Below are 12,686 nucleotides of genomic sequence, written 5' to 3'. Positions count from 1 at the left end.
TAATGTCGGGCATGGTCTGGTTCCTCGAACCCGGTTCGCCACTCAAGGCGCGAGTGCATAGAAAAGGGGGACCGCAACGCGAGGCTGCGGTCCCAGGGGCGTTGGATCAAGCGGCCTGCTGGACTTCGTCGCCGGTGTCGGTGACGCTCTCGTCGTTCGCAGGCACCGGTTCCGGCGCGGTGGCGATCGTCCCGAAACGCATGACGTCGGGCACCCAGGCGAGAGCCGCTTCGCGCAGTTCCGCCTCGATGGGGACGGAGCCGCCGAAGATCTTCTCGGCGGAGGTCGCGAGGTCATGCTTCTTCGACGCACCGTAGCGGCTCGACAGTTCCTTGCCCCCAATCTCTTCGAGGTGGGTGAGGATTGCGGCCTTGCTGCTCAGGCGATCGAAATAGTTGTTCGCGGTCGGACGCCACCAGGCCGCCACATCGATCTCGAGCCTGGTGCCGAGATGGTCGATCATGGCCTCGCCCGTCTTGCCCGCGACGACCGCGTGGAGCGTCCGGGCGATTGCCCAGGCGAGCCAGGCCGCACGAGCCTCATCGGGAAGCGCGCAGAAGGCATCGTAGCGCTGACAGACGTCGTCAGCCTCGGTCCAACTGCGATCCAGCGCCTCGTCGATCTTGCCCCATTCCTCGGCGGCAAGCGTCCCGCTCTGGTAGCCGGTGAGCCCGGAGTAGGGCTTGTCGGCCTTGAGCTCGGTCGCAAGATCGAAACCGCTCGAATGGCGGGTCGCCTTGTCGACCATCCAGAAGGTGCCGAGGTCGAGCGCGAAGCGCGGATCGCTGGCGATATGGACACGCAGCAATTCGCTCTTCATCTCGGCCAGCTCCTGGCTGAGCCGTTGGCTATACGCGGACTTGCCCAGACCGGCGGCGACTTCGTCATTGTCGTCGTCGCCGTCTACCTGATCGTCGTGCTCATCATCGTCAGGTTGGTCGACCGGAGCGACATAGAGCTGTTCGTGAAGGCGCGGCTGACCGTCATGGCCGATGACGACATAGGCGAGAGCTCCGGCCTTCTGCTCGTCGGTCAAGACCGGCGTCGGCTTCTCGATCGCCCGATATTCGGCTTCGAGCATCTCGACACGGTTGGCCTGTTCGGCCTGGCCGTCTTCATCAGCCTCTTCCCAGGCTTCGTTCGCGGCCTCGATCTCGGCTTCGATTTCCTCGAGACGCGCCTGCTGCTCCGCCGTGAGTTCAGGCGTGTCGCCCTTGAGCGGGCGCAGATCCCAGGTGTCGTTGTAGGTGACATGGGTCGAGGGAATGATCCGGACTTCAGCCAGCCCCTCACGGTCGCGCAGGGCTTCTGCGGCAGCCGCGAGCTTGTCAGCGACGAGACGGTTGAGGAGATCGCCGTCAATCCAGCGCTCGGTCGTCGAGTCGGTGAAAAGATCGAGATCGACCCGGCCGCCAGCTTCGATATAGGCATCGCGCCCGACCAGCAGTGCCTTGGGATCGCTGCCGACATAGGTGTCCTCAACGAGCTGACGTTTGATCTCGTTGACGTTGGCCCTGTAGTAGCCGTCCTTGAGCAGTTCGAAGACTTCGGCCTGCCTGGCATGGTCGCTATTGCTTGCATAGGCGACCGCGACATTCAGCGTGATCTCGCCGTTACGCAGCGCTTCGAAGATCGGATCGGCGAGATCGGCAAGACGAAGCCGGCTGCGCACGAACCGCTCGGTGAGGCCGAAACGCTTGGCGACGTCCTCGGCGGTCTTCTTCTCGCTCTCGATGATGTCCTGGAAGGCCCGGCAGGTATCGGCCGGGTTCATCGTGAGATTGAAGAAATTCTCCTCGAGGCTGGTTTCGATCGCGTCCTTGGCATTGCCCAGGACCAGCACCGCGACTTGATAGTCGGCGTCGAACACGCCCTTCTCGATGAGGCGATGGACCGCATCGAGACGGCGGCCGCCCGCGATGATGCGGTAGTGCCCTTTCTTGCGCGAGACCGGCACGCCGATCAGGTTCTGGCGCACGCCCTTGACGGCGATGTTCGCCTCGAGTTGGGCATCGGCGACAGGATCACCGACAGTTCGGACGTTGCTCAGCGACTTGGCGAGGTTCGCCGCGGCGACGAGGATGGGAAGTTGCGTCATTTGCGTATTCTCCTGGCGGGAACAGCCTGACCATCAGGCCACTTGCCGCCACCACTCCCCCACTCCCTCCCCTCCCACCCGGAGCACGTCGTTCCAGTCCTTGAAGCCGGTCGGCGGGAACTCGATGTCGATGTCGCGACCGGGCATCGCGTAGCTTTCGAGCGCGTGGGCAACGCCGATCTCGCCGGCCACGTCATTGTCGGGGAAGAGAACCAGGCGGCTGACGCGATCGGGGATCGCAATCTGGTGCAGCCGCTCGCTGCCAAGGGTGGCCCAGACCGGAATCCCGAACAGGATCATCGCGGAGATTGCGGTCTCGACCCCTTCGGCGAGACCAAGAACCGATGCCGCAGCGCCCAGCATCACGGCGGCGCGTTCGGGGCGACCGAGTGTCATCCGGGGATCGGCAAGATCGCGGGCGCGCCGCGCATCGTCACGATCGAAGAAGGTTCGCTGGATAGCGATGAAGCGGCCCTCATCGTGAAGACCGCCATCGTGAAGAGCCGCGATCATGGCCGGCCTGAACTCGACCTCGCCCCCTTGGCCGAGAGGCGTCCTGGGATGGAAACGCAAGGCGCGGGGCAGCAGCGCTATTCGCCTTCGGCGCAGATAGATTTCTGCGGGCGTGCCAGCCAGTGGCCTGGCTTCATCCCATATCCGCAGTGCCTGCTGGCGGCGCCACAGGTCCGATGGCAGTCTCGCTGAGGTCTGAGAGGCCTTGTCCACATGGTGCAGCGCGTTTTCATCGAGCCGCAGGATTTCGTTGATGACATCGCGGGAGTCGCAGCCCGCGAAGCATTTGAAGAGCAGTGCGTGGTCACCCACGCGAACAGACAGGCTGGGGCTGCGATCTGCATGGGCCGGACAAAGGCACATCGCGCCGCCCGGCTTCCAGACGCCTCCGAGGCGTTTGACGATTTCAGCGCCTATGGCCTCCAGTTCGGGGCTTCGGTTGAACCGGGTTTGTGCCATGTCGATATCCAATCTGTGAATTGCATGCGCGCGCGGCGTCACAAGGGACGGCGTGGCGGCACGATCATGTCGAGGTCAGGAGCAACCGATCCGACGGGAACTCCACTTCGGACGGCCTCTATTCGCGACCCCCTCCCCTCTCGAATGCAGCATGCGCGCGGCAGATCGTGGGGCTTTTCCAGATTGCAGACAGTTGCTCCGTCATCAGAGCGTGCTGCAGCACCATATGCCTTTCAGGCTGGCCGATTGCCCAAATTGCGGCTGCGCTGTGGCGATTGAGACGGCATGAACCGGCCTGGCGGCGATCGAAAAATAAGTGCTCAATCCGTCACCTTGCCCGGGAGCAGTAGCCATCAGATCCCGTGTTGCAATCGTGCGAAGGCATCCATGCGGTTGAGGGAGGCCCGATCAGGGGCCAGTAAACTGAGACATGCGGCCCGATCGGTTTTGACGGGTGTGAGACCGCCTATCGTGTTCATCTTCGTGCAGCGATGTACGCTATTGCGCGTCGCATATGCTGGCGGACCTTCCGTTGCGACACACCGAGCAGCCCCGCAATCTCGCGATAGGTTCGGCCTTCCTCCTGGCTCAGCAGGAAAATCTGGACGGTGCGCTCAGGAAGGCCGTCCAGAATATGTTCGGCTGCGGGAATTTGCGGAGAATCGGCAATCGAAGTTTTCGGGTCGCCGAGGCGCGGCGAGCCACGATCTCTGACATCTTTTGGATGCTCGCGAGGTAGAGTCTTGCGCGAATCGCCGTCCGACCCGGCATGATTTTCCTCATCACGGGAAGCGGCGTAGGCCATGTCGGCGGCCGCATCCCTGATTTCTGCAGGCTCGATCCGAGGAGAGTGGCGCGGTTCGATCCGATTGAGCGGAACATAAGCCAGGATCGCCCGAAAGCGCGCCATAGCGCGCCGCAGCACCGTAGCTAGCGTGTGATTGCGCATGGAGAAATCCTCCACCTGATGAACATGGGTGAGCAGCGCGTCTGTCCAGGCACCGCCGCTTACCCGCATTCTTCCTCCTCCCCTCCTCCAAGGGGCAACGATTGCCAGATATCGGCAACCACGGCGGCGTGGGCGAGGCTTTCAAGGATTACAGGAACATGACGATTGTGTTACATCTCGCTCATGAAGGAGAGCAGCCTGGTGGTCATGGGACGCCGCGCTTGGATTTGATTGATGAAAGATGCGGCGGCCTTTCCTGCAGAGGATGAGAGCTATGATGCATTTCGACTTCGATCATTTTGTGAACGCGTTCAACAAGGCCGACCGCGAGGAGGTGCTCTGCGCGGTTATGGAAGAGTTCACGCTGACCCTGGGATTCGAGCGGTGGGCGATGGGCCATCATGTCGACCTTATCCGTCCGCCAGACAGAGCTTTTAGAGGAACCAACTATCCCGTCGACTGGATAGATATTGTCATAGCGAACGGCTATTTTCGTGATGATCCGGTTCACGTTGCAAGCGACCGGATGTTCAAAGGTTTCCTGTGGTCGGACCTTGGACGCATTATCAGTCTCAGCGAGCAGCATCGCTATATCTTGCGATACGCGCAGGGCTTTGGCCTGATCGATGGTTACACCGTCCCTGTGCATTTGCCGGGAGAGTTCAGCGGCACTTGTTCTTTTGCCGCGCGCTCGCTTGAGAAGCTGAGACCGCATGCTTTGCCTTTGGCGCATTTGGGCGCGATCTGGGGATTTGAATCTGCGCGGCGGATCATGCAGCGACGGGACGGATTGATCTTCTGCCCTTCCAGTCTGACTGCCCGGCAGAGTGAACGCCTCCTTTTGGCCTGCCGCGGCATGACAAATGAGCAGGCGGGCCTTGCAATGGGCATCTCGAACCATACCGCTCAGGATCATTTCAAGGCGGGTCGTGCCGCGCTTGGGAGGCCGCCGGGAAAGTATATGGTGGCGCTCGCTCTTTACCATGGGCTGTTCACCTATGCCGACATCCTCAAGAAGTGAAAACCTGGATGAGGCTCGACCATGGCCAAGGCTCCGATCGATCGCGCTGACATGCCTACTTCCTATATGACGGGCGAGCGGAACGCGGTACCGTACGTTGTTCCTGCGGCCGATCCGCTTATCATAGCGTTACATGTGTGGGACATCATTGCGACGAGGACCTACAATTGCCTGATCGTAGTGCCCGATCTCCTGTCTACGCGCGACCCAGCAACTGTTGTTGCGCCAGTTGACCTGCGGCTCCGTCATATTGCGGCACTGGAGTATCACCAGCTTCTTCGGATACCGAATTTCGGCCGCAAATGTTATTATGATTTGGCCGCTGCGATGGAACGCTTCGGTTGGCGGTGGCCGAATTCCGACCATTCGATGCGAGCCAGGGTCCGAGACGAGGCGGATCTGAAAAGAGGTATCGTCCTGGCCAACCGGCTTTGCGCGCAACGCTATGGTGCCAATCAACGCAATCTCGAACTGCTGCGGATGCATGAGAAGGAAGGTTTGTCGGTTGTCGATATCGCGCACCGACTTGGCGTTTCGAAAGCGCTGATCCATGGAAAGATCGCAAGAACGAGAGCGACCGAAGCGCTCAGAGCCCGTTACGCCCTTCCCCGGTCGAGCTGACGTGGGAAATTGGGGAATAGCGAGAGGTCGGTTTTCATTGTCGATCAGCCGAGACGCGCATGCATTCGAACGCCTCCAAAAGCCCAGGTAGACCGGGCGCCTCACGACAACGGCGTCCGGAATGACATGTGCAAGAAAGTGAATGGGCGCCAGGTTACCCTTGATAGCAGGCGATCATGATCGCCGTCAGATGGACGATACCGGCAAAAGCTGGCGCAGATTTGGTGCGGACGTGTTCAGAACTGCGTCAAATATGGCTTTGTCGCCGGCTATCTCCTGACACAGGCCACCCCGGAGACGTCGGTCAATCTTCTCGTCGGCGTTCGCGTTTTCGACCGCCTTCTCGAGATTGGCGGTCGCATGATCTGGTATAGCACGTACGACAATCCGTCGTTCGACGATTATGTCGCGCAAGGTATCGGCAACCTCAGCTTCAACATACCCTATAGCTGGGACGAAATCCTGACGTTTGATGCCTACGTCAAGTTCGTATCCCTCCGGTGAGTGCCGCCTTGGCTGAGCGGCGCTGATTGCAGAGGACGTCCTATAGGACGCGCTTAAGGGCGTGCTTTAGGACGTCGCATGACGCAGATGACGATAATGGCGGGGCCGGAGAGGCGTCGTCGCTGGAGCGCTGATGAGCGCCTCCGGATTTTAGCAGAGGCATTTGGGCCTGGCGGGAGCGTCGCGCAGGTGTCGCGGCGGTATGATGTTTCTCGCGGCTTGATCTACCACTGGCGGCAAGAGGCGCGCCGGCTATCAAGCCAAGGCTTCGTGCCGGCGGTCATGACAGAGGAGGTCGTGATCGGGTCTGCTGCAGCCGAGCCTGATGGGTCGGAAACGGCAGCGATCGTCGTCAATCTATCGGACGGCCGTTGTGTTCGCATCTCGTCGACAGCAGCGCCAGCGCTGGTCACCGCAGTGCTCAAGGCTTTGCGGTGATCCCGTCGGGTGCAAGAGTATGGATCGCAACGGGCCACACCGACATGCGCAGGGGTATGCCGGGATTGGCGCTACTGGTGCAGCAATGCCTAGGACGCGACCCGCATGGCGGAGATCTATTCGTGTTCCGCGGTCGGAGCGGTTCGCTGGTCAAGATGATCTGGCACGATGGGATCGGCATGTCGCTCTACGCCAAGCGCTTGGAGCGTGGGCGTTTCGTGTGGCCCTCTGCCAAGGATGGCGTAGTGGCGCTGACCAGCTCTCAGCTGGCATGTTTGCTCGACGGAATCGACTGGCGTAACCCCCAGCACACTTGGCGTCCGACCAGCGCCGGATAGGCGCGCACATTGTTAGCGCACAGGCACAATTTGCGCTTCAAATCCCCGGTTTTCTATGATTCCTTGTGGTCATGGAAGCCGCCAGCTCATCCCCTGCAGAAGACGTGGAGGCCCTCCGGGCCGAGCTGGCCGGGGCAAAGGCAGAGGCTGCCAGGGTCAAGGCGATCAACGCTGATCTGGAGGCCCGCAATGCGCTCCTCGAGCTCCAAAATGAAAAGATGCGGCGTGCCCTGTATGGCCAGCGCTCCGAGCGAGCACGCCAGCTGATTGATCAGCTGGAGCTAGGCTTCGAGGAGCTGGAGGCATCGGCCAGCGAGGACGAGGCGTTTGCGAGCCTCGCCGCTGCCGGCACGAGTGTCGCTCCGTTCACGCGCAAACGACCAGCGCGCAAACCCTTGCCTGAGCATCTCCCGCGCGAGCGCGTCGTCGTCGCGGCGCCATGCTCGTGCCCAGCATGCGGCAGCGATCGCCTTTCCAAGCTCGGCGAGGATGTGACCGAGACGCTGGAGGTGATCCCGCGCCAGTGGAAAGTCGTCCAGACTGTGCGGGAGAAATTCTCCTGCCGGGAGTGCGAGCGGATCACACAGCCGCCCGCCCCCTTCCATGTGACGCCGCGTGGCCTGTTCGGCCCCAGCTTCCTGGCGATGGTCCTGTTCGAGAAATTCGGCGCACACCAGCCACTCAACCGTCAGCGGGATCGCTATGCTCGCGAGGGTGTCGAGCTCAGCCTGACGACGCTGGCCGACCAGGTCGGCGCCTGCACCGTCGCGCTGATGCCGCTCTACCGCTTGATCGAGGCGCATACCCTCGCGGGTAAGCGGCTTCACGGGGACGACACGACCATCCCGGTGCTAGCAGGCGGCAAGACCGACACGGCTCGGTTGTGGACCTATGTGCGCGACGATCGGCCATTCGGTGGCAGAGCACCGCCGGCAGCAATCTACTACTACTCTCGCGATCGGCGCGGCGAGCACCCGCTCGCTCACCTGCAGGGCTGGTCCGGCATCCTCCAGGCAGACGCCTACGCCGGATATAACGGACTGTTCCGGCAGGATCGCCAGCCCGAGCCGTTGAAGCGCGCCTTATGCTGGGCGCATGCGCGGCGCCACTTCTTCGAGCTGGCCGATGCCGAAACCCAGCTCAAGAAGCGCCGCAAAGGCTCGCCGGTGATTGCCCCCCTCGCTGTCGAGGCTGTGCGCCGCATCGATGCCGTCTTCGCGTTCGAGCGCACCATCACCGGCCAGAACGCAGAGCAGCGGCGGGTCGCCCGAGAGCAGCACGTCAGGCCTCTGCTTGACGATCTGCGCTCGTGGATGATCCAGCAGCGCTCAAGCTTATCACGCTCGTCCGCGGTCGCCAAAGCCATGGACTACATGCTCAAGGACTGGGCCGCGTTCGTTGCCTTCCTCGACGACGGTCGGATCTGCCTGACCAACAATTGCGCCGAGCGCGCGATGCGCGGCATCGCCATCGGGCGCAAAGCCTGGCTCTTCGCCGGTTCCGACCGCGGTGGTCAGCGTGCTGCCTTCATGTTCAGCCTCATCACCACCGCCAAGCTCAACGACATCGACCCGCAAGCCTGGCTTGCCGACGTCCTCACTTGCATCGCCGACATCCCGCAGCAGCGCTTAGCCGAGCTGCTGCCATGGAACTGGCAGGCTACTCGCATCCAGCTACCGGCCGCCGCGTAACCCTGCCTTAGCAAGTCCGGCCCGCGCTCGCGGCGCGCCCGCCGCGGCACTCACCGGATGCTTACTCAAGTTCAAGCGCAACGATCGCTTCTCGGCCGAGCTGGTCGGGACGAAGCCCAATGACCGCTATTATCCGGGCCCGCTCACGCGTTCGCTCAATTGACAGGTGTACCATATGGTGCCCGAAGAGCGACGACAACGCGATGGCAAGGCGTTTTGGTTGTGGACAACCGTGCCAACGCTAAATCAGCCAAGAGATCCTGGTGTAGTATCCCACGGATGTCGGGGAAGTTATATTATCTTCGCGACTATTTATCTTTTAGAATAAGGACCATTCTATTCGCTGGAACATCAAGTACGACATCAAAACGAGACAGAATTTCAACACCAAGCAATCCATCAACTCCTCTAGGCCTTGAGGGCGTTCTGGAGACTTCTATGTTTTTCAATACATAGCCGCCGACTTCGACTGTATTGCCGACTGATTTTCTAGTTTCTGAAACCATACCTTCACCACCGGTAAAGCGGCTGGTTGTAGTATTCCTATCGGGTGGAATGACGCGGCTCCAACTGTCTGGCGAAAGCGTTATCGAGCCATTAAACCCAAAGTCCACATAAAGCCTCAGCGGCACGCCATTTATCACCGCAGAGAACGCGCTACCATTAGACAACGGGACTACGACCGATTTTCCCTTAGGCGTAATCCGACCGCTGGGCAATATATAGATCTCATTCCGCGTGTTTATGACTCCCAGCGCGTGCGCGTTTATTATATCCGCACCCAAAATTGCATCGATTCTATGATTCATCAATCTTGCCAAGGGCTGCAAGTCCCTTGATGCAAATGTCCCAGATATCGCAATGTGATTTGGAACGTCCAACCTGACATCTGTTATAGTCTTTGCATCTATTATCGCAGTCCCGGTATCTATCTTTCTGGTAGCCTCGTCCGCCTTGAAACCCGCGCGCTTGGCAAAACCATCATCGACAGTTGTGAAATCGGCGGCGTTGTCGAGCAATATCACCGCCTCGATTCCGTTAATCTCTCCCCTGAAAAACACGACGTTCTGGTGATTTTCAAAAATTAGTGGGGCGGCCCCTTGGCTCGATCCGACATATGTCACTCTGAATTTCTCGCTGGATGCCTGCCCCTGTGCGCTGACCACCCCTTGGCCGTATAGGCCGCCTGACAGGACAAGCCCGCAGGAAAATAGGATGAGAACTAAAAATTTATTGCGAAGCACGTTATAAATGCCAGGTCTATACATATTGGACATCCAATGCTGGAATCCGATCCAATTCTATGCTGCCGATGATATCCCTCGGCGCGGCAGTGGCCATAGTGGCTGAAAGATAGTTCGACATAGCGGCTTAGGAGCGCGATCAGAGCTTTGCTGCCAAGGCCTCTGTAGGCCTGGGCCGGGTGATAGCCTACACGCCGATGCTCCATCTTTTGGCGCGCATCGCCAAGGCGGACGCCTCAGGAAGCCATTAGCGCGGGCAGACCAAGCATGGTTCACCACTCTTCCCGAACCTTGCTTGCCGTAATGTCGCTTCATCGGCCCGGGCAACCCGCGCCGATGAAGTACCAGATATCACTTTTCGCCGGTTACATTTAGGGAACTGTGCCAACGTTCGGCGAACACGAGTAGCGAAGGCGCATGATCTCACGAAAGCTTTCGGAAAACTCGCGTGACTGCCACTCGATGGGCAACGCTTTAGCCGCCGAAATTACATCGTCAATCTGCAAGCCTCCCTTTCGCGGCAAGCACAAATCCGACTTTGCATTATCAGATTTGGCCTTTTCGACTTCGATTTTATACATGTTGAAAGCTTGAGAGAGTTCTTCCATCAGGATTTTAACTTCAGGCTGCTCAGAGAAACTGTCTGGCGGGAGACGATTGGGGTTCTTTAAAACGATTTCCCATCGCTTCACATAGTCCGAAGTCATCATCGCATAACCTTGTGCTGAACAAGCAAAAAATGCCCCGCAGAACAGTATATTCTTCATCATTCGCTGGATCATTTCCCTACTCCCAAAATATCAGGGTCCACAAAATGGTGGCTTAAGGGAGAATAGTTTAAAAGTTCCAGCTTAGACCGATGCTGACTTGGGAACTTCCGGGACTGGTGTAGAAGCTATAAGTCATACTCAAGCCGTTACCAAGCGACTGAGTAAGCGTATTGCTTGAGCTAAAAGAGTTCAGACCAAACTCCGAATGAAAGGACATGTTACCGAGGTCGAAATCAAAATGGATGTTTTCCAATCCATTGCTACTAAGCGTGAGGCCTGCCGTACTGTTTCCGTCTAGCCGGACGTTGACATCTGCCGTTTTGGTTTCCGGATCATAGTCTACGTCCACAGGAGCGGGCGGCACATCATCAGTGTCTTCGCCCTCACCCCCTGATATGGCGTGCAGCTCGTCTTCCATAAGGAGCCTTACGCCTTCGAACTCTCCACTGAAATGTCTCATGGTCTTTCTCCTCTGTTAAATACACCTTTGCGCATTCTCTCCTATACGGGGCGCCTCCGACCACGCTGATAGCCCGGCGCGAAAGTGCTCATTGCGTCACGGCCGCTTCCGCTTGGATCCGGTCCAGCAGCGTCTGGGCGCGCTGGACATTCCCGCCGTGAGGATTGGCGGTGATCGGCAAGATTGCAGCCGCTGCCTCCGCATAACGATGGCAATCCGCCAAGGCGGTTGCCGCATCGATCGCTATGTCGCCTACCAACGGAGCAAGCTTGTGCGCCGTCTGAAGTTCGCCAACGGCCTCCTTCGATCGCGCTGACCCAGCGTTCGGCATTGTGAGCGCGTGCCGGTAGAGGGCGGTGTAATATGCAGGGTCAACCGCAACAGCCTTTGCGAACCAGCTATGAGCCACCGCGTAAAGCTCGGCACGCCTGGCGTCGTCGCGGCGGCCCGTGAAGAAGTTGGCAAGGCCGCGATAGTAGAGCAATTCCGCGTCAGGTGTCCCTCGGGCGATTAGCCGATCAAGGAGCGCGACGCCGGCGTCGCGATCGCCAGAGCCTATCTCCGCACGCGCCAATATGCGCTGGGCGTAGGCTTCATCGGGATAGCGAGCGGCAGCCGTACGGATCGCTGCCACCGTCTCCGCCTCTATTGTAGGATCAGGAATGCCGAGATTGAGGGCAACCTGGCGCAACAATAGATCATCAGCGGAATCCGGCAGAGCTTGGACCGTGATTGCGGGAAGCGGTCCCTCATCGCGTCCCATCGCGCCAAAACCTATGCCGCCGTCCCTGTAGCGCTTGAGATCCACGTCGAATGCGGCGTGATCCTTACCGAACGCGCTCTGAAACGCCGTTGGTTCGGCGATGCCCCGATGAAGATCGGCGAGATAGCGGCTCAAGGCCTCACGCCGCTCGGGTGCGGCGAACAGGTAATGCACGATGAGCCAGCTTTCCGCGTAGAACTGCGGAAGCTGCGCGGTCGATAGCCCTGCTCGGCCCGAAGTGAAGATCCGCTCGACCGGCAGCCATGTGCCTCGCAGCAGATAGGCGGCGCGGCCGGGATTGGGGCGACCGATCTCGATCCGATCGCTGAGAAAGCGGGTGGTCATCACATATTCGGCGAAGCCCTCGCTATACCAGGCCGGATAGGCGGCCGGATAATAACGGTTCATGAAATGATGGGCATATTCGTGCAGCAGCACTTCCTCACCGCCAAGGCCGGGACGATCGCCCCTAACCGCCAGCGCCGCCGTACCGCCGACCCGCGTCATGTAGACACCCAGGGCATTTTCAGGGAGGCGGACGACCTGGCGCAGCTTGCCGGCCGATCCGACCAGATAGACCTTAAGGCGCGTGGGCGATGGCGGGGCTGTGGTCCCCGTCAACGTCCGGAGAAGCCGATCGTAGTTCTCGAGCAGCACCGTGGATTCACGTAGGCCGGCCTCACTGCCGTCGCTGGTAACGATGAAATTGTCGGAACGGGCTTCCAGCCAGCGGGCATGGGCAACGGATGGGATCACCACGCCAAGCGCAAGCCATAGCAGCTTGGATCGCCATATAAGGGTCATCATCACTTTGCTC

Annotated in this window: 13 protein-coding genes; 6 read left to right on the top strand and 7 right to left on the bottom strand. The window is 59.7% G+C overall.

The window, feature by feature from the left end; all coding sequences use genetic code 11:
* Positions 1–106: 106 nt before the first annotated feature.
* From ACXJ16_RS17580 to ACXJ16_RS17570, 3 genes are all read right to left on the bottom strand, one after another.
* Positions 107–2,098: a ParB/RepB/Spo0J family partition protein gene (locus ACXJ16_RS17580; RefSeq protein WP_463922846.1), complete on the bottom strand. Its 1,992-nt coding sequence runs from the start codon at positions 2,096–2,098 to the stop codon at positions 107–109.
* 33 nt (positions 2,099–2,131) lie between these two features.
* Positions 2,132–3,070 carry a DUF7146 domain-containing protein gene (locus tag ACXJ16_RS17575; RefSeq protein WP_463922845.1) on the bottom strand — a complete coding sequence of 313 codons (939 nt, stop codon included), beginning with the start codon at positions 3,068–3,070 and terminating at the stop codon, positions 2,132–2,134.
* Between the two features lie 475 nt (positions 3,071–3,545).
* A complete protein-coding gene (locus ACXJ16_RS17570; protein ID WP_463922844.1) occupies positions 3,546–4,088 on the bottom strand; it encodes a sigma factor-like helix-turn-helix DNA-binding protein in 543 nt (180 codons plus the stop codon).
* A gap of 205 nt (positions 4,089–4,293) precedes the next feature.
* Here ACXJ16_RS17570 and ACXJ16_RS17565 point away from each other — a divergent pair, with 205 nt between their 5' ends.
* The 6 genes from ACXJ16_RS17565 to tnpC all read left to right on the top strand — a co-directional run bounded on the left by ACXJ16_RS17565 (position 4,294) and on the right by tnpC (position 8,632).
* Positions 4,294–5,040: a helix-turn-helix transcriptional regulator gene (locus ACXJ16_RS17565; RefSeq protein ID WP_463922843.1), complete on the top strand. Its 747-nt coding sequence runs from the start codon at positions 4,294–4,296 to the stop codon at positions 5,038–5,040.
* A gap of 21 nt (positions 5,041–5,061) precedes the next feature.
* Positions 5,062–5,661: a hypothetical protein gene (locus tag ACXJ16_RS17560; RefSeq protein ID WP_463922842.1), complete on the top strand. Its 600-nt coding sequence runs from the start codon at positions 5,062–5,064 to the stop codon at positions 5,659–5,661.
* Positions 5,662–6,021: 360 nt separating this feature from the next.
* Positions 6,022–6,165 (top strand): hypothetical protein, encoded by a 144-nt coding sequence (locus ACXJ16_RS17555; RefSeq protein ID WP_463922841.1) that lies wholly within the window; start codon positions 6,022–6,024, stop codon positions 6,163–6,165.
* 78 nt (positions 6,166–6,243) lie between these two features.
* Positions 6,244–6,603, top strand: coding sequence for an IS66-like element accessory protein TnpA (gene tnpA / locus ACXJ16_RS17550; protein ID WP_463922840.1), 360 nt, complete (start codon positions 6,244–6,246; stop codon positions 6,601–6,603).
* Positions 6,600–6,941, top strand: coding sequence for an IS66 family insertion sequence element accessory protein TnpB (gene tnpB / locus ACXJ16_RS17545; protein ID WP_463922839.1), 342 nt, complete (start codon positions 6,600–6,602; stop codon positions 6,939–6,941). Before tnpA ends, tnpB begins: the two co-directional genes overlap by 4 nt.
* 71 nt (positions 6,942–7,012) lie before the next feature.
* Positions 7,013–8,632, top strand: a complete 1,620-nt coding sequence (gene tnpC, locus ACXJ16_RS17540; protein WP_463922838.1) for an IS66 family transposase — start codon at positions 7,013–7,015, stop codon at positions 8,630–8,632.
* Positions 8,633–8,940: 308 nt separating this feature from the next.
* Here the strand turns inward: tnpC and ACXJ16_RS17535 are convergent, their stop codons facing one another.
* The 4 genes from ACXJ16_RS17535 to ACXJ16_RS17520 all read right to left on the bottom strand — a co-directional run bounded on the left by ACXJ16_RS17535 (position 8,941) and on the right by ACXJ16_RS17520 (position 12,676).
* Positions 8,941–9,909 carry an aspartyl protease family protein gene (locus tag ACXJ16_RS17535; protein ID WP_463922837.1) on the bottom strand — a complete coding sequence of 323 codons (969 nt, stop codon included), beginning with the start codon at positions 9,907–9,909 and terminating at the stop codon, positions 8,941–8,943.
* A gap of 338 nt (positions 9,910–10,247) precedes the next feature.
* A complete protein-coding gene (locus tag ACXJ16_RS17530; protein ID WP_463922835.1) occupies positions 10,248–10,658 on the bottom strand; it encodes a hypothetical protein in 411 nt (136 codons plus the stop codon).
* Positions 10,659–10,713: 55 nt separating this feature from the next.
* Positions 10,714–11,106 (bottom strand): hypothetical protein, encoded by a 393-nt coding sequence (locus ACXJ16_RS17525; RefSeq protein WP_463922834.1) that lies wholly within the window; start codon positions 11,104–11,106, stop codon positions 10,714–10,716.
* An 88-nt stretch (positions 11,107–11,194) separates the two neighbouring features.
* Complete coding sequence (locus ACXJ16_RS17520; protein ID WP_463922833.1) at positions 11,195–12,676, bottom strand: hypothetical protein; 1,482 nt, start codon at positions 12,674–12,676, stop codon at positions 11,195–11,197.
* Positions 12,677–12,686 lie beyond the last annotated feature (10 nt).

This window comes from Novosphingobium sp. TK71, assembly GCF_055361505.1.
This window is presented reverse-complemented; position numbering and strand designations above follow the sequence as displayed.